Source organism: Methylomonas montana, assembly GCF_030490285.1.
Taxonomy (GTDB): Bacteria; Pseudomonadota; Gammaproteobacteria; order Methylococcales; family Methylomonadaceae; genus Methylomonas; species Methylomonas montana.
In genome coordinates this window covers 526,332-542,361 of record NZ_CP129884.1, presented here as the reverse complement: position 1 = coordinate 542,361, position 16,030 = coordinate 526,332, and the positions used below count along the sequence as shown (strand labels likewise).

Genomic DNA, 16,030 nt, shown 5'->3' with positions numbered 1-16,030 from the left:
GCGTTTGGCGATACAAAAGGTATATTCCTCTATCGAACTATCACCTAACGACTACTATAAAGCAGGTCCACAACCATGCACAACGCCTTCCGCCCGGCCTGGTGGCTGAACAGCCCGCATTTGCAGACTATCTATCCGGCCTTGCTGCGGCGCATCTCACCACCATCCGGCATCCGCCGCGAACGGCTAAACACGCCGGACGGCGACTTCCTGGACATCGACTGGTGCGACAACGGCAACCAGCCGCTGGTACTCCTGTTGCATGGCTTGGCCGGCAGCAGCCGCTCCGGCTATATTGTCGGCTTGCAGCATAGCTTATCGGCCGCTGGCTTTGCCAGTGTGGCGCTGAATTTCCGCGGTTGCAGCGGCGAGATGAATCGGATGGCGCGCTGTTATCACTCCGGCGAAACCGAAGACATCGATTTTTTGTATCGGACTTTACGCCAGCGTTTTCCGGATCGAGCCATGGCGGCGATAGGCTTCTCGCTGGGTGGCAACGTGCTATTGAAATGGCTGGGCGAACAAGGCGACAAGCTGGATTTATGCGCTGCGGTGGCTATATCGGTGCCATTGGTACTGAGCGAATGCGCCGACAAACTGGACAACGGCTTCTCGAAACTCTATCGCGACTATTTGCTGCGCGAGCTGAAGCACTACATGCGCGTCAAACTCCGACATTTGCAAAACATCGGTCAACACGAACAAGCCGACCGGATTCTAAAGCTCGGCGAGCTATCGGGCATCAAATCCTTCTGGCAATACGACGACAAGGTTGTCGCCGGTTTGCACGGTTTTAAAGATGCTCACGACTACTACCGACGTAGCAGTTCCCGACAATTTCTAAACAGCATCCGCGTCCCCACTTTAATATTGCAAGCCAGGGATGATCCTTTCATGACCGAGCGTGTGTTGCCAACCAGCGCCGAACTATCAGATCAGGTTCAACTGGAAGTTTGCGCCGGCGGCGGGCATGTGGGGTTTGTGGGTGGCTCGCTGTTTAGGCCACAGTATTGGTTAGAAATGCGGATCAGCCGTTTCTTAAGCGAGCATTCCCGATAAAAAGCCATTCGACAACTCAGGCGTTTCTAAACCATATCTTAGGTGAGAATCTGCAAAATACGTAGCAACTCATAGGCATAGATTAACATCCAAGCAATCGCAAATGCCCAAACCATACGCTTCGAGGCCCTAGCACCGTCTTCAGTTGAATCGCGAAAAACTTCAACGCAAAAACCGATAGCAATCCTTCCAGAACATTGATGTTTTGCAAGCTGTAATCTAATTTCAGTCTGTGCCCGGAAAGCCGCATAGATTCCACGACCAAGATATGCAAGGACAAATGCAGAGAGAATAGGGGTCATCAGTTCTGCCAAGGAAAACGGGGTGAAGACTTCAACTAGCCAATAGTCCTTTAGATTTTGCTGATGCCAATCTAACCTCAATTTGGTTAGTATCCCAAATACACCAAGCAGAAGTGCTTGCGATGTTAAAAGCCAAGTTACCCTATGATTTACCAAATCATCCTCGTGCAGCCACTTTTCTCTGAGGTCCTCATAAACTGCTTGCCCCAAGTATGACTCAGTCATTACCGTAATCTCATCGAAATTGAAAGACTATTCCGGATTGACAGACAGTCGTTTTATCGCAATGACAGATGCTCCGCCCTATAGCTCATCCCCTAAAACCGATTCACGCTTAGGCACCTTAGCCAAAATAGCCTGAAAAGCGGCTTTATCGGCACGTTCGGCACGGGCCTGCAAGTAGTCTTCGGTGGCGATGGCCGAGACTTTTTCTGCAACGGCACTGGCGATTAATTGGTTAATCGATACCCCTTCCTTGCTCGCCAGCTCTTTGATATGGCGGTGTACGGAATTCGGCAATCTCAGACTTAATACGCTCATACTAAACGCTCCAACAAAGTTTTTGGCGTGATGGCTTCGATGCCAAATTTTTCGATACGGGCAAAATCTTTTAAATTATGGGTAACTATGGTGTTGACGTTAGCGGCAACAGCGAGCTCCAAGACCAAATCGTCTTTCGGGTCTGGCAGATATGGTCGCCATAAAAAATATACTTTTTGATGACGGCTAAATCCGCACAGGTTATCCAACACGATGTCTATTTCAGTGTCGGTCAGTTTCAGCATGGATCGGTTGCGTATCAAAACATCTTCATACTCAAACAATAATGGCGTCGATATCACTAGCCGCAACTGGCCGGCGGCTAAAAGCGCCAATAATTTAAACGATGCGCCATTGGCTGAATATAAGCCAGCGAACAGAACATTGGTATCCATTATGATTTCTCGCATACCACATACGGTATCACTATTATAATGACTGAAACAAATTCTTTCTTGCCTTGGCAGATGATTTAATAGGTATCTCACGCACCACCCAACACTCCTAATAACGGCATATTATGACCACCACCCACCCGCAAATCCTGTTCCTCTGCACCGGCAACTACTACCGCAGCCGGTTTGCCGAGTATTTGTTCAATCATCACGCGCCGAGCTACGCGTTGCCCTGGCAAGCGTTTTCGCGCGGCCTGGCTATCGAGTTGCTCGAGGAAGATGCCGGACCGATTTCGCCGTATACCTTGCATGGTTTGGCGCTCCGCTACATTCCTATCGACCCTGTTCGCTTGCCGATCGCGCTAACCGAGCAAGATTTAAAAACCGCCCGGCACATCGTCGCATTGAAACAAACCGAGCATAAGCCCTTGTTGCACCAGCGTTTTCCGGACTGGGTGGAGCGAATCGAATATTGGCAGGTGGACGATATAGAAGACGCTCACCCGAATGAAGCGTTACCGCAAATCGAATCGGCGGTATTAGCGTTGCTACAGCGTTTGGCTAACAATTCGACAAGCTGAAAAACCAGTCGGCTTCCTTGTGCTAGCCTAGCAAGCCAAAAACTATTCCAGGAACTTGCAGCCCTCGGCTAAATCTTTTAACTACCGGCAATAACACCGCTCAGCAGCGACGCAGGGCTGTGTTACTATTTTCTACTTTTATTTTTCTTGTTGACCGTAATGGCTCCGAGCAAACCCTTGCAACTGATAGACCGCTTCGGCAGAGTGGTCAACTACCTGCGGGTATCGATTACCGATCGCTGCGATTTTCGCTGCGTCTACTGCATGGCAGAAGATATGGTGTTTCTGCCGCGCAGCCAGATTCTCAGCCTGGAAGAAATCCGCTTCATCTGCGAAACCTTCATCGAGTTGGGCGTGGGCAAAATCCGAATTACCGGCGGCGAACCGCTGGTGCGCAAGGGCGCATTGGGCTTGTTGCAAGACCTGGGCCGGGTGGCTGGCTTGAACGAACTGGTATTGACCAGCAATGGCTCGCATCTGGCCGAGATGGCCGACGACTTGCAAGCCGCCGGCGTCAAGCGCGTCAACATCAGCCTGGACACTCTGGATCCGGCCAAATTCAAGGAATTGACCCGTACCGGCGACTTGCAACAGGTGCTAAAAGGCATCGAAAAAGCCAGAACGGCCGGTTTTCAACGCATCAAACTCAACGCGGTAATTCTGAAAAACCGCAATCATTCAGAAGTTTGCGACCTGGTGGAATTTGCCGTCGAGCGCGGTATAGACATCAGCTTTATCGAGGAAATGCCGCTGGGCGCGGTGGACAATCATCATCGCGGCGACGCTTTTTACCCCAGCGATTTGATCCGGCAGGATTTGCAGCAACGCTTTACATTAGAAGCCGTCACCGACTCGACCGGCGGCCCATCGGCTTATTACCGGGTGGCGGGTAGCGACAGCAAAGTCGGCTTTATCTCGCCGCACAGCGCCAATTTCTGCGGCAGTTGCAACCGGGTACGTTTGACCGCCGAAGGCCGTTTGCTGCTGTGTCTGGGCAACGAACATTCGGTCGATCTGAAACAAGTGGTCAGGGAACAGCCCGGCGATAAAGCCGCGCTGAAAAAGGCCATCGTCGAAGCCATGCAAATCAAACCTGAGAAACACGAATTCAATATTCACGAACAGCCGGTCATTTTGCGGCACATGAGCGCGACCGGCGGCTGACTAACGGAGGACACCATGTCGGATAACAAAGCCTATCACATCATCGCCGAAGCCCGGCGCTACAAGGAAGAGCGGGAAAAAGGCTACCGCGAACAAGCATTGAAACTCTATCCCTGGATTTGCGGGCGCTGTTCGAGGGAGTTTGATCATAAAAATCTGCGCGAACTGACCGTACACCACGTCAACCACGATCATGACCACAATCCCCCCGACGGTAGCAACTGGGAGTTGCTGTGCCTGTATTGCCACGATAACGAGCATCAGCGCTTTGAAGAACATGTGCGTTACGGCGGCAAAGCCACGTCGGCAGGCAAGGCGCCGGTAGCCACCTTCAACCCCTTCGCCGATCTGAAAAACCTGATGAAAAAAGATTGATGCCGAACAAATGCGCCTGGGCGCTAGGCAGCACCAACGAGGAGCATTATCACGACACCGAATGGGGCGTGCCGCTGCACGACGAACAAATGCTGTTCGAATTTCTGGTATTGGAAGGCGCACAGGCCGGCCTCAGTTGGCGAACCATCCTCGACAAGCGCGAAGCGTATCGCACCGCTTTCGATCATTTCGACCCAAACAAAGTCGCCGCTTACGATCAAGCCAAACTGACCGAGCTATTACAAAATCCCGGCATCGTCAGAAACCGTTTAAAAATCCAGTCCGCCGTGCTCAATGCCCAGGCATTTTTGCGGGTACAGCAAGCGTTTGGCGGCTTCGACACATATATCTGGCGCTTCGTCGACGGTGAGCCGCGTCAAAACCATTGGCTACAGCACAGCCAATTGCCGGCTTACACGCCGGAATCGGAATCCATGAGCAAGGATCTGCAAAAGCGCGGCTTTAAATTCATCGGTAAAACCATCTGCTATGCTTATATGCAGGCGGTGGGGATGGTCAACGATCACACTGTCGATTGTTTCCGCCATTCGCAACTGAGCCGCGCCACATTGCCATGAGTTCCCAAGCACTAGCAGCCGATTACCGGGGCTTGATCGCCCGTAGCCAAAGCGTGGCTATCGCCACTTGCTCCGAACACGGCGAAGCCGAAGCCAGTTATGCGCCGTTTTTGGAATACGAAAACACTTATTACGTTTATGTCAGCCAACTGGCCAAACATACCGGCAATATGCTGCGCCAAGGCCAGGCCTCCATCATGTTCATCGAACCGGAAGCCGATGCAGCCAATCCATTCGCCAGGCAAAGAGTGGTATTCAACTGCAAGGTCAGCGAACTTGATAAGCAACATCCCTTGTACGACCAACTCCTGGACGCGTTACAAAACCGATTCGGCGAAACCGTCGCCGTTTTGCGCGCGCTACCCGATTTCCATCTGCTGGCGCTGACACCATTACGCGGCCAATATGTAGCAGGGTTTGGAAAAGCCTTGGTCATTAATGCCGATAACGGTGAGCTATTGCCGCCAAGTCAATAAAGCCCCACATTTTTATTCACGCCCTCGGCAATACTGTCAACCATGTCAGCTCCCTTTAGACTGCTTCTAAGCAATGCCGCATTGGCGCTGGCCTATTTCGTTGGCGGCTATTTGGGCAAAATGCTAACCATGCCGCCGAGCTATGTCAGCCCGATCTGGCCCTCAGCCGGGATTGCCTTGGCCGGCTGGCTGCATTATGGGCCGAAAATATTGCCAGGCTTGTTGCTCGGCGCTCTGGCGGCGCAAGCCTACGCCTTCCTGAATCTGGCCAGTGCCGACAACCCATTATTGCCGCTTTGGATGGGCGCGGCCGCCGGTATCGGCGCCTGCGCCCAAGCCTGGCTAGGCGCCACGCTGATCGATCGCTGGATAGGCCGGCACAATCCGCTCATGGAAGACCGCCACATCGTCTATTTTTTCCTGCTAAGCATAGGCAGCTGTCTGATCTCGGCCACCATCGGCACCAGCTTCCTGCATTTTTTCGAGATTATCGACTTTGCAGAGCTCGGTTTGAACTGGAGCACATGGTGGGTGGGCGATGCGATCGGCGCGGTGATATTCGCACCTTTAGTGCTGCTATTTATCGGCACGCCCCATCATATTTGGCGGCAACGTCAAAAATTCGTGGCCTATCCACTAGCCGTGTCGCTGCTGCTGGTGGTCATCGCCTTTGTTTACAGCCGCCGCCTGGAAAACCAACGCATTCAAGATTTGTTCGAGAATCAGGTCAACCTGATCCATCTGAGTTTTCAAGAGCATTTGGACGACGACATCTTGAATAACCGGATGTTGAAAGCCTTGTTCGATAGCTCTGAAACGGTTAATCGCAATGAATTCAGGTTATTCGCTCATACCATTTTCAACAAACACCCCGAACTGGAAGCACTGGAATGGTTGCCAAAAGTCAATGCGGCGCAGCGCGAACCATTCGAAAACCAATTCAAAACCCCAATCCGGGAATGTTCCCCGCAAGGACAGCCGCTTCCGGCGGGTAGCCGGGATAGTTATCTCCCCATTGCCTATTGGTTCGGCAACGAAAGGAATATGGGTGTCGATGTCGCCAGCTGTCCCGAACTAATAGCCACTGTCAATAAGGCGGTGGCATCCGGCGAAACCGTCACCACCCCCGGCATCGCATTCGCCGACGATCAATTCGAATTTGCGATTTATTCACCGGTTTACGAAAAAGGCAAATCGCTCAATAGCAGCGACCAACGCCAACAATATTTCCTGGGTTTAGTGGCCAATGTCTTTAAACTCAGTAGCGAAGTGCGGGAAATATTTGGACGTTTACCCGATATCCAGTTGTCGCTAAGCATCTACGACCAGCAGCGACTGCTGTACAGCAACTTACCCACCAAACGCGATGAGTTTGCCCCCCATAAACAAGCCTCTTTAACCGTGGCCGATAGAACCTGGACCATTTATTACCAACCATCGCCGGCTTTTTATAGCCAGCAACATTCCTGGACCATCTGGTGGCTGTTATCAGGCGGTTTTCTGTTGTGCGGCATGACCAGCTTCGGGCTGATGTTGATGACCGGCCGTACCGCGCGGATAGAGGATTTGGTAGCCTTAAAAACCCGGGATTTACTGCGCAGCAATCAGGCCTTGAATACCGAAATAGAGCGTCGCAAACAGCAGGAAAACGAACTTAGAATCGCCGCAACCACCTTTCAATCGCATGAGGCGATTGTCGTCACCGACACCAACGGCATCCTCCTGAGGGTTAATAATGCCTTTAACCAAATCACCGGCTATAACACGGAGGAAGTCGTCGGCCGTCATCCCTATTTCTTGGCGGCCACCGACCAGGAGTCGGGGTTTATCGCCCCCTTGATCCAAACGCTGATCACAGATAACCAATGGCAAGGCGAAATCCGGAGCCGACGCAAGAACGGCGACGTGTTTCCAGCCTGGCTAACCGTCACCGGCGTCCGGGATGAACAAGACCGTTTACTGAATTATGTGGCCATTTTTTCCGACATCAGCGAGCAAAAGGCCGCCGAACGGGAAATCCACGAATTGGCGTTTTACGATCCGCTGACCGGCTTGCCGAATCGACGCTTGCTGCTGGACCGCCTGAAACAGGAAATCGCCGCCGCCAAGCGCCAACAATGTTTTGGCGCCTTGTTTTTCCTGGATCTGGATCACTTCAAAACCCTCAACGACTCGCGCGGCCATCAAGTTGGTGACGAATTGTTGGTTCAGGTGGCTCAACGCCTTAAATCGATCATTCGCGACGAAGACACGGCCTGCCGCTTGGGCGGCGATGAGTTCATCGTGATGGTGCCGGGCCGGCATGCTGAACTGCCACAAGCCACCAACCACGCGGCGATGCTGGCGGAAAAAATTTTGCATACCATCAATCAGCCATTCACGGTACGGGGCAGCGAACACCATTTTTCCACCAGCATTGGCGTCACCCTGTTTCCCGAGGTAGCCGATCAGCCGGAAGCCGTGATCCAGCAAGCCGACACCGCGATGTACCGCGCCAAGGAGAGTGGCCGTAACAGCATCAGCTTTTATAGGCCGTCGATGCAGGAAGCCGCGAACCGGCGGTTGACCCTGGAAAAAGAAATCCGCCAGGCCCTGACAGATCAACAGTTTGTATTGCACTATCAAGCCCAGGTCGATGATAACGGTAAGGTGGTGAGTGCCGAAGCCCTGATCCGCTGGCAACACCCCGTTAAAGGTATGATTCCGCCGGCCGAATTCATTCCGATCGCCGAGGATACCCAGCTGATTCTGCCGATAGGCGAATGGGTAATGCGCGAGGCCTGCCGGCAAATAAAAACCTGGGACCAACAAGCGCAGTCCATCCACCATGTGGCGGTTAACGTCAGCTCCCGGCAATTCCGCCAGGCCGATTTTGTCGAACAGGTGAAGCAGATATTGCTCGACGCCGAGCTATCCGCCGACCGTTTGGTGATCGAACTAACCGAAGGCTGCGTGATTAGCGATATCGACGACACCGTGAAAAAAATGCGCGATCTACAAACGCTAGGCGTGAAAACCTCGATCGACGATTTCGGTATCGGTTATTCGTCCTTGTCTTACCTGAAAAAGCTGCCGATCAGCCAATTGAAAATCGATCAAAGCTTTGTCCGAGACATTCCCAACGATCAAAACGACGCGGTGATTGTGGAAACCATCATTAGCATGGCTAAAAATTTGGGCTTGCACGTGATCGCCGAAGGTGTTGAAACCCAGGAACAAATCCTGTTTTTGCGGGACAAAGGCTGTCTGTCGTATCAAGGTTATTACACCGGCCGGCCGGTGCCGGCGGCCATGTTCGAGCTGAACACCTAAATATCCTGGCCGGTCCAAGCCTGGCCTTGGTAGGCATATCGAAAATTACGATACCGACAAACATTCTCGGAATGGCCCCGGCTACGTTAAAATCGCCACTTCGACCATCCGACCAGGGACTTTCAAGATGAAGATTAAAACTTGTCTGCTGACCGTTGCCGCACTGCTAACGAATATCGGCTACGCCGGTGAGAAACCTACCATTCGGTTGGGCGCCATGGCCGCCGGCACCTTAAATTGGGAAGTGGCGGCGATACGCAATCAAGGCCTGCTAGACAAGGCCGAATTTACATTGGAAAACGTTGCCGTCGCCAATCAGCAAGCCGGCAAGGTCGCCTTGCAGTCCGGTGCCGTAGACATCATTGTCTCGGATTGGATCTGGACATCCAGCATGCGTAGCGCAGGCACGAATTTAAGTTTTTATCCCTTTTCCGACACCTCCGGCGCTCTGATGGTCCCCGCCGACAGCCCAATCAAATCGCTGGCCGATCTGAAAGGCAAGAAACTGGGCGTGGCCGGTGGCGAACTGGATAAAAACTGGCTGCTGTTACAAGCCTTGGGCCAACAGCAACAGCTGGATCTGAATGCCAGCGTCGAAAAAATCTACGGCGCGCCACCGCTGCTCAGTCAACAATTGCTCGACAAACGCGTGGATGCCTTACTGACTTTCTGGCAGTTCGCCGCGCATCTGGAGGCCCAAGGTTATCGGGTGTTATTGACTGGCGAGGACATCATCCGCCAGCTCGGTATCAGCGAAACGGTGCCCAGCATCGGCTATGTGTTCAAACAAGACTGGGCCGATCAACATAAGACCGCCGTCAAGCAGTTCCTCAGCCTGAGTAGGCAAGCCCGCGACGCCCTGTGCAGTTCCGATGCCGAATGGCAAAAAATCGTGCCGCTCACCGACGCCGCCACACCAAACGAACAGCAAAAACTCAGAGAGCGCTATTGCCAGGGCCGAGTCGAGCAATGGGGCGCCAGCCAGCAAGATGCCGCGGCAAAAATCTATAGCGTGCTGCATCAACTCAGCAACAACAAACTGACCGGCCATTCGGCGCAACTGCAAGCGGGGACGTTCTGGTCGGCCGATTGATGTTGACGGGCACTTTCAAATTTAATCACACCGCCATCACGCTGCTGTCGCTGTTATTGCTGCTGAGTATATGGCAGCTGGCGGCCAGCGTGGCAAACAGCCACACACTACCCTATCCGGCCCAAGTCGCACTGGTGTTCTGGCAGGCCACCCAATCCGGCGAACTGCCGTATCACTTGGGTGTGACGCTACTGCGCTTGGTGGTCAGTTTCTCGATCGCGATGTTGCTGGGCTGCGCGATCGGCGTGATGCTGGGTAAAAACCAGACACTGGACGCGTTTTTCGATAACTGGCTGGTGATTTTTCTGAACATCCCGGCGCTGGTCACCATCATCCTGTGCTATGTCTGGTTCGGGCTGGCGGAATCGGCGGCGATTCTGGCGGTGGTGATCAATAAACTACCGAATGTGATCGTCACCATTCGCGAGGGTACGCGGGCGTTGGACAAGGATTTACTGGAAATGGCCGAAAGCTATCGTTTCGACCGCAAGAGAACTTTCGTGCATGTGATCTGGCCGCAACTGCATCCGTTCGTGATGGCTGCCACCCGTTCCGGCCTGGCGCTGATCTGGAAAATCATCCTGGTCGTGGAACTGCTCGGCCGCAGCAACGGCATGGGCTATCAGCTGCATCTGTTCTTTCAATTGTTCGATGTCGCCAGCCTGCTGGCCTACACCTTTGCCTTCGTCGCGGTGATTCAACTGATCGAATGGCTGTTGCTGCGGCCATTGGACCGCAAAGCCTTACGGTGGCGGCGATGAACGATATTACCATCAGCATTCAGGATAAGACTTATCGCTCCAGGCATGCTGAAGACCGCCAGCACCAGGCGATCGCCGATTTGCAGCTCGGCGTGGGCCGTAACGAATTCGTCTGCCTGCTCGGCCCGTCCGGCTGCGGCAAGACCACCTTGTTGAATATGATCGCCGGTCTGGATAGCCATTACCAGGGCCAAATCCGCATCGGTAGCCAAGCCAAGACCGCCAAGATTGGCTATGTGTTTCAGAATCCAAGGCTACTGCCCTGGTACACGGTCCGCCAGAATATCGAAGTGGTGTTTGAGCAATCGCCACCCGGCGCCTTGATCGACTCGCTACTGGCCGCGATGCAACTCGACGATGTGCAGCAGGTTTATCCGGAACGCTTGTCGTTGGGCATGCAGCGGCGGGTAGCCATTATCCGCGCCTTCGCGATCAATCCGGACATCCTGCTGATGGACGAACCCTTCGTCTCGCTGGATGCGCCGAGTGCCAGGCAAGTGCGCAATCTTTTATATTCGCTGTGGCAGCAACGGCCGCATACCGTGCTGTTCGTCAGCCACGATCTGCGCGAAGCCATTGCCTTGGCCGATAGACTGATATTTCTGTCGCCGCCGCCGATGCGGATTATCAGCGACATTGCGGTGAACATCCCGCGCGAATTCCGTAATGACGAAGCGCAAATCGAGGCGTTCCGGGAACATTTGCTGAGCCAGCATCCGGCCATCAACGGGCTGTTATAAGGTGAGAATCGTCGTCAAAACCTGTGAAGTCGAGGAAACTATCAAGAAATCCCGCTTCATCGGCATCATTAGCCCTTGCCAATCCGAACCGGAAGCCTTGCTGTTATTGAAGGATTTGCATCTACGCTATCCGGACGCCAGCCACATCGTTTACGCCTACCGCATCCAGGCGCCGGATGGCCTGATTTGCCGCTTCCACGATGCTGGCGAACCCAGCGGCACCGCCGGCAAACCGATCTTTCAACATTTGGAAGGCAAGCAACTGATCAATCTGATCGTGGTGGTGATCCGTTATTTCGGCGGCGTGAAACTGGGCGCGGGCGGTTTGACGCGTGCCTACGGCAATGTCGCCAAGCAAGTCATCGAAGCCGCCGACATTGTCGATTACATCGAATTCACCGAGCTGACATTGAATTTGGATTACAGCCAACTGCAAGCGTTGGAATACCAACTGAAAAAACTGGACGGTAACATTATCGGCCAGGATTTTTCCGATTCAATACGCTTGACCATCAAACTGCCCAAGCATAATCTCCCGGCTCTTAGCACATTCCTGGATTAAAAAGGCTTATACCAGCCCTAGATGACAGCTTTATTTCACATTTGTTTCATAATAAGAAACAAACAATGCACAATAGACCGTATTGTAAATAAAAAAATAAAGCTTATAGTAGAACCGTCTTCATTGGTATCGACTGTATTCAGTCTAGGAGCAAAAATGAACAAATCGAACAATCTTTATAGAGACATACTCACCGGCCTATTTTTTACAACTGGCGTGTTTGGCTTCATGTCTGGCGAGTTCATCATCTCTACCATGCTGTTCGGCGCCGCTACTATTTCCAGCAATATCGATTTTAACGGCTCGTTCCGCGCTTAAGTATTTTGTTGTACCTCCCTCGTGTGATTAAACAGTAGCTCTGTTTATCTTTAGCCCGCCACCTCTCTCCACGGGTGGCGGGCATTTTTTTTAAAAGCCTCTGGCTTCGCGTATCGTTTCGTAGGCTTTTCTGATTTGCTGGGTCTTTTGCTTGGCGATCTCCATCATTTCCTCCGGTAAACCTTTAGCCACCAACTTGTCCGGGTGGTGCTGACTCATCAAACGCCGATAGGCTTTTTTTACGTCCGCTTCGTCCGCCGTACTCGAAACCCCCAATACCGCATAAGCATCATCCAATCTGGATGAACCGGATTTAACCGCACTTTGCTGATAAAAACGCTGTTGTGCCTGAACCTGCCCCTTGATGACTCGATATTCAAAATGCGACACGCCCAGTTGCGCGCAAATCTCCAATAACAACTGTTCTTCCTTGGTATCGTAAACGCCGTCGGCAAAAGCCGCCTGAATCTGAATCTCCACGAACATCCGCACCAAATGAGTACGGCGGTGGCATTCGGCGCGGAATTGTCGCAATACAGCGGCTAGCGGAAAATCGATATGCTTGCCCTGCTGAAACAGTTGGATAGCGGCTTCGCGCAGCTCCGGGCTGAGTTCCATATTGTCCATTACCCGCTTCGCCAGACCGATTTCTTCGCTAGAAACCCGGCCATCGGCCTTGGCGACATGGCCCATCACCGCGAACGTTGCCGTGAAAAACGCCATTTGCACCCGCTGCTGATCGCCCGGATTAAATCGCTCGCCGGCCATACCCTCCATGCCGGCATCGAACTGATGCCCGACCGACGCACCGAAGACCGCCCCCAACGGCCCGCCCAACAAAAAACCGAAAGCACCGCCCACCAATTTGCCCAGCCAACTCATGCGTTACCTACCCTCAACAGGTTTAATGATAAAATTGCAGCCAATTTCCACTGACTCCACACACGTATTATGAATGCCCCCGCCGCACTTTACGAATCTTCCCTGCCGCATTTGAAATTGCTTGGCCGCGGCAAAGTCCGCGACATGTACGAAATCGACGATAAACATTTGCTGATTGTCACCACCGACCGGATGTCGGCCTTCGATGTGATCATGCCCGATCCGATTCCTGGTAAAGGCCGTGTATTGACCAGGGTGAGTAATTTCTGGTTCGAAAAAATGCGGGATATTATTCCGAATCATTTAAGCAACGACTTGACGCTGGTAGATGTGATTCCCGCCCCTGATTCAAGGGCGCAAGTGGAAGGCAGGGCGATCATCGTCAAACGTTTGAAACCTCTGCCGGTGGAAGCCATTGTGCGCGGTTATCTGATTGGTTCCGGCTGGAAGGATTATCAAAACACCGGTTCGGTTTGCGGCATCGAACTGCCGACCGGCTTGCAACAAGCTCAGCAATTGCCAGAACCGATTTACACCCCCTCCAGCAAGGCCGAAATGGGCACCCATGACGAAAACATCAGCTTCGCCGATACGGTGGCACTGGTAGGGGAAGATCTGGCAGGCCAAGTCCGCGACGCCAGCTTGCGACTTTACACGACCGCCGCCGAATACGCCCGTCAGCGCGGCATCATCATTGCCGACACCAAATTCGAGTTTGGCTTGGACGAAAACGGCAAACTGTATTTAATCGACGAAGCGCTGACTCCTGATTCGTCTCGCTTCTGGCCTGTCGAGCAATATCAGGTCGGTATCAGCCCACCCAGCTTCGACAAACAATATCTGCGCGATTATCTGGAAACACTGGATTGGAACAAGACCGCTCCCGGCCCGAAACTGCCGGCGGAAGTCAGCGAGAAATGCGCGGAAAAATATCGGGAAGCCGAACTGAAACTGATTGGCAATTAAACCGATTATCTAGCTACCGTCGCGCCGTCAGGCTCGGCGCGATGGCTTATTGGGAATAAGCCTAACTTAAATCGCCCTGAATTGATAACCCTGCGCAGTTTGCCAGGACAAATAGACGTTTTCGCCGTCGCTCAACAAAAACGCATCGTCGGCGCTTTCCGCCGTTTTACCGACTACTTCGGGCTGCGACCAGCTCTGGCCGCCATCCTCGGACTTGATCAGTTGCAGCAGATTATGGCTGCCGTCAAATTCCGACCAAACTATCGCCACCTTGCTACCTAGCGCGACCACGTTAGGATGCTTGGCACCCTGATGGCCGAAATGGTAGGCAAGCGAATAACTTAGCCCGCCATTCTTGGAATAGCCGTAAAACAAGCCCTGTTTATCCGCGGCACCACTAAACCACACCGCATGGTAAACGCCGTTATCGGCAATCGATAAAGCCGGACCGTGATGCGGGCAGGCATCGATTTTCCAGCCTTCCTCGCTGACTCGCCGGACCGGACCGGGCGTATGCCAATCTTTGAATTTCACCAACGCATGGTCGCGGATATTGCCGTCATAGACATGCCGCCACAATACTACCGGTAAATTGTCGGCATCGATCTCGGTACCCAATCGGCAGCATTCGCAGCTATGCGGCGCAACCATCTTGTTGGGGTAAAAACTTTTGCCGCCATCATCCGACCAAGCGTAATACACGGCCGTACCGGCAAACTCCTGTTTGGCAACTTTGGCTTTTTCCTTGTCGCGAGAATCCAGCCAAGCCACGAAAATCTCACCGTTATTGCCGACCGCCAATGCATCGAAGCGATGGCCGATCACATCCAGATTATCGTTAACCGTAACCGGCTTGGAAAAACTTTTGCCGCCATCCGTCGAACGACTGAAACGGATATGGCCGGTATGGCGTTTTTCCAGATTTTGGGTCCAGGTCAGATAGATATTGCCTTGCCCATCCAACTTGATTTTCGGCCGATATTCGCCGCGCGCAGCAATCGATTCCGGTTCGGCATTGACCGCGACCGGATCGGAAAAATGCGCGCCCTTATCGACCGATGCCTGCAGATAAATACGATCGCGAGCGACCCAGGCTATCCACAGCGTACCGTCATTTCCGAAAGCCGCCGTCACCGTCTCGGAACAGGCGATGGCCGGAACCGCTTGCGGATCGGCGCAATAGGCTTTTTGATCGGCATGTTGTTCTGGCTTGGCGGCCTGCGCGTCCTGATGTGTAGTTGCCGGCTCAGTCGCGCAAGCATTCAAAACCAGGGAAACAATAAGCATTAAAAGGGTATGAAATTTCATCATCGTCTGTCGAAGGTTGTGAACGTTACGGCGCGCTTAAACACGCCAAATTAAACTGAGTTATATGACACACCGAAAACCCAGGCTCCGAAGAGTCCGGGCTTTATCCAATCATCCTGAAGATTGGCGTAAATATCCCCCGCCAACACCGGGGGCCGTATAAAGTGAACCGCTCAAAGCGGTAAATGGGGACGCCAACGCGGCCCTTTATCATTTGCCGCCAATAGGGCGACAGATTGCCAAAGGTTCATTTGCTCAATTCGCTGATCTTCCCGCTCTTGATGCCGGGTATATTCCCGTATCATCGTTTCATCCCTGCCAACTGTCGAAACAAAATACCCCACGGCCAGAAATGCTGCCCCAAAAAATTACGTTTCTTCTCGCCATAGACCCTCGCCAAATGAATTGTGCTGTTACCCTTGATGTCGCCTATCACTTGGGACAACGCATATTTCGACGGCATCGTATTATACCGGCCCAAATGGCTAACACCGACTCCAGTATTGCGCCAGCAGGGTAGATGCTAGTATCGTTCCAGCTTGAGTGTACACTCGCGCGTAGATTTGCCAGCACCGGCAAACCCTCCGCGGCTTCGCCATTTTTACGACAGGAGGGGGG

At 52.9% G+C, this 16,030-nt stretch carries 18 protein-coding genes and 1 pseudogene; 13 read left to right on the top strand and 6 right to left on the bottom strand.

Going from position 1 to position 16,030, the window contains the following annotated elements:
* The first annotated feature begins 75 nt into the window (after positions 1-75).
* Positions 76-1,059 (top strand): hydrolase, encoded by a 984-nt coding sequence (locus QZJ86_RS02585; protein WP_301936176.1) that lies wholly within the window; start codon positions 76-78, stop codon positions 1,057-1,059.
* Between the two features lie 38 nt (positions 1,060-1,097).
* Here the strand turns inward: QZJ86_RS02585 and QZJ86_RS02580 are convergent, their stop codons facing one another.
* From QZJ86_RS02580 to QZJ86_RS02570, 3 genes are all read right to left on the bottom strand, one after another.
* The gene (locus tag QZJ86_RS02580) at positions 1,098-1,586 is read right to left on the bottom strand and encodes a hypothetical protein (protein ID WP_301936175.1); all 489 of its coding nucleotides are present in this window, start codon (positions 1,584-1,586) and stop codon (positions 1,098-1,100) included.
* A 78-nt stretch (positions 1,587-1,664) separates the two neighbouring features.
* Positions 1,665-1,901, bottom strand: a complete 237-nt coding sequence (locus QZJ86_RS02575; RefSeq protein ID WP_301936173.1) for a toxin-antitoxin system HicB family antitoxin — start codon at positions 1,899-1,901, stop codon at positions 1,665-1,667.
* Positions 1,898-2,389 carry a putative toxin-antitoxin system toxin component, PIN family gene (locus tag QZJ86_RS02570; protein ID WP_301936172.1) on the bottom strand — a complete coding sequence of 164 codons (492 nt, stop codon included), beginning with the start codon at positions 2,387-2,389 and terminating at the stop codon, positions 1,898-1,900. Before QZJ86_RS02570 ends, QZJ86_RS02575 begins: the two co-directional genes overlap by 4 nt.
* Positions 2,390-2,421: 32 nt before the next feature.
* On the opposite strand from QZJ86_RS02570, the gene QZJ86_RS02565 reads away from it, so the two are divergent.
* The 11 genes from QZJ86_RS02565 to QZJ86_RS02515 all read left to right on the top strand — a co-directional run bounded on the left by QZJ86_RS02565 (position 2,422) and on the right by QZJ86_RS02515 (position 12,256).
* Positions 2,422-2,877 (top strand): low molecular weight phosphatase family protein, encoded by a 456-nt coding sequence (locus tag QZJ86_RS02565; RefSeq protein ID WP_301936171.1) that lies wholly within the window; start codon positions 2,422-2,424, stop codon positions 2,875-2,877.
* A 159-nt stretch (positions 2,878-3,036) separates the two neighbouring features.
* Positions 3,037-4,041, top strand: coding sequence for a GTP 3',8-cyclase MoaA (moaA, locus tag QZJ86_RS02560; protein WP_301936169.1), 1,005 nt, complete (start codon positions 3,037-3,039; stop codon positions 4,039-4,041).
* A 15-nt stretch (positions 4,042-4,056) separates the two neighbouring features.
* The gene (locus QZJ86_RS02555; RefSeq protein ID WP_301936168.1) at positions 4,057-4,416 is read left to right on the top strand and encodes a YajD family HNH nuclease; all 360 of its coding nucleotides are present in this window, start codon (positions 4,057-4,059) and stop codon (positions 4,414-4,416) included.
* Positions 4,416-4,994 carry a DNA-3-methyladenine glycosylase I gene (locus tag QZJ86_RS02550; RefSeq protein ID WP_301936167.1) on the top strand — a complete coding sequence of 193 codons (579 nt, stop codon included), beginning with the start codon at positions 4,416-4,418 and terminating at the stop codon, positions 4,992-4,994. The genes QZJ86_RS02555 and QZJ86_RS02550 overlap by 1 nt, the downstream gene beginning before the upstream one ends.
* Complete coding sequence (locus tag QZJ86_RS02545; protein ID WP_301936166.1) at positions 4,991-5,470, top strand: HugZ family pyridoxamine 5'-phosphate oxidase; 480 nt, start codon at positions 4,991-4,993, stop codon at positions 5,468-5,470. Before QZJ86_RS02550 ends, QZJ86_RS02545 begins: the two co-directional genes overlap by 4 nt.
* Positions 5,471-5,512: 42 nt before the next feature.
* Entirely contained in the window at positions 5,513-8,782 is a 3,270-nt protein-coding gene (locus QZJ86_RS02540) for an EAL domain-containing protein (protein ID WP_301936165.1), read from the top strand.
* 127 nt (positions 8,783-8,909) lie between these two features.
* Positions 8,910-9,875: an ABC transporter substrate-binding protein gene (locus QZJ86_RS02535; RefSeq protein ID WP_301936164.1), complete on the top strand. Its 966-nt coding sequence runs from the start codon at positions 8,910-8,912 to the stop codon at positions 9,873-9,875.
* Positions 9,875-10,636 (top strand): ABC transporter permease, encoded by a 762-nt coding sequence (locus tag QZJ86_RS02530; RefSeq protein ID WP_301936162.1) that lies wholly within the window; start codon positions 9,875-9,877, stop codon positions 10,634-10,636. The genes QZJ86_RS02535 and QZJ86_RS02530 overlap by 1 nt, the downstream gene beginning before the upstream one ends.
* On the top strand, positions 10,633-11,376 hold the full coding sequence (locus QZJ86_RS02525; protein ID WP_301936161.1) for an ABC transporter ATP-binding protein: 744 nt from the start codon (positions 10,633-10,635) through the stop codon (positions 11,374-11,376). The genes QZJ86_RS02530 and QZJ86_RS02525 overlap by 4 nt, the downstream gene beginning before the upstream one ends.
* Position 11,377: 1 nt before the next feature.
* Positions 11,378-11,938 carry a YigZ family protein gene (locus QZJ86_RS02520; protein WP_301936160.1) on the top strand — a complete coding sequence of 187 codons (561 nt, stop codon included), beginning with the start codon at positions 11,378-11,380 and terminating at the stop codon, positions 11,936-11,938.
* A 156-nt stretch (positions 11,939-12,094) separates the two neighbouring features.
* A complete protein-coding gene (locus QZJ86_RS02515) occupies positions 12,095-12,256 on the top strand; it encodes a hypothetical protein (protein WP_301936159.1) in 162 nt (53 codons plus the stop codon).
* 90 nt (positions 12,257-12,346) lie between these two features.
* Here QZJ86_RS02515 and djlA read toward each other — a convergent pair whose 3' ends face one another.
* Entirely contained in the window at positions 12,347-13,138 is a 792-nt protein-coding gene (djlA, locus tag QZJ86_RS02510) for a co-chaperone DjlA (protein WP_301936157.1), read from the bottom strand.
* A 69-nt stretch (positions 13,139-13,207) separates the two neighbouring features.
* On the opposite strand from djlA, the gene QZJ86_RS02505 reads away from it, so the two are divergent.
* Positions 13,208-14,104 carry a phosphoribosylaminoimidazolesuccinocarboxamide synthase gene (locus QZJ86_RS02505; protein ID WP_301936156.1) on the top strand — a complete coding sequence of 299 codons (897 nt, stop codon included), beginning with the start codon at positions 13,208-13,210 and terminating at the stop codon, positions 14,102-14,104.
* 66 nt (positions 14,105-14,170) lie between these two features.
* Here QZJ86_RS02505 and QZJ86_RS02500 read toward each other — a convergent pair whose 3' ends face one another.
* Both QZJ86_RS02500 and QZJ86_RS02495 read right to left on the bottom strand, forming a co-directional pair.
* Positions 14,171-15,391 (bottom strand): sialidase family protein, encoded by a 1,221-nt coding sequence (locus QZJ86_RS02500; protein ID WP_301936154.1) that lies wholly within the window; start codon positions 15,389-15,391, stop codon positions 14,171-14,173.
* Between the two features lie 257 nt (positions 15,392-15,648).
* Positions 15,649-15,872 (bottom strand): annotated as a pseudogene (locus QZJ86_RS02495) (transposase); the annotation flags it as partial.
* Positions 15,873-16,030 lie beyond the last annotated feature (158 nt).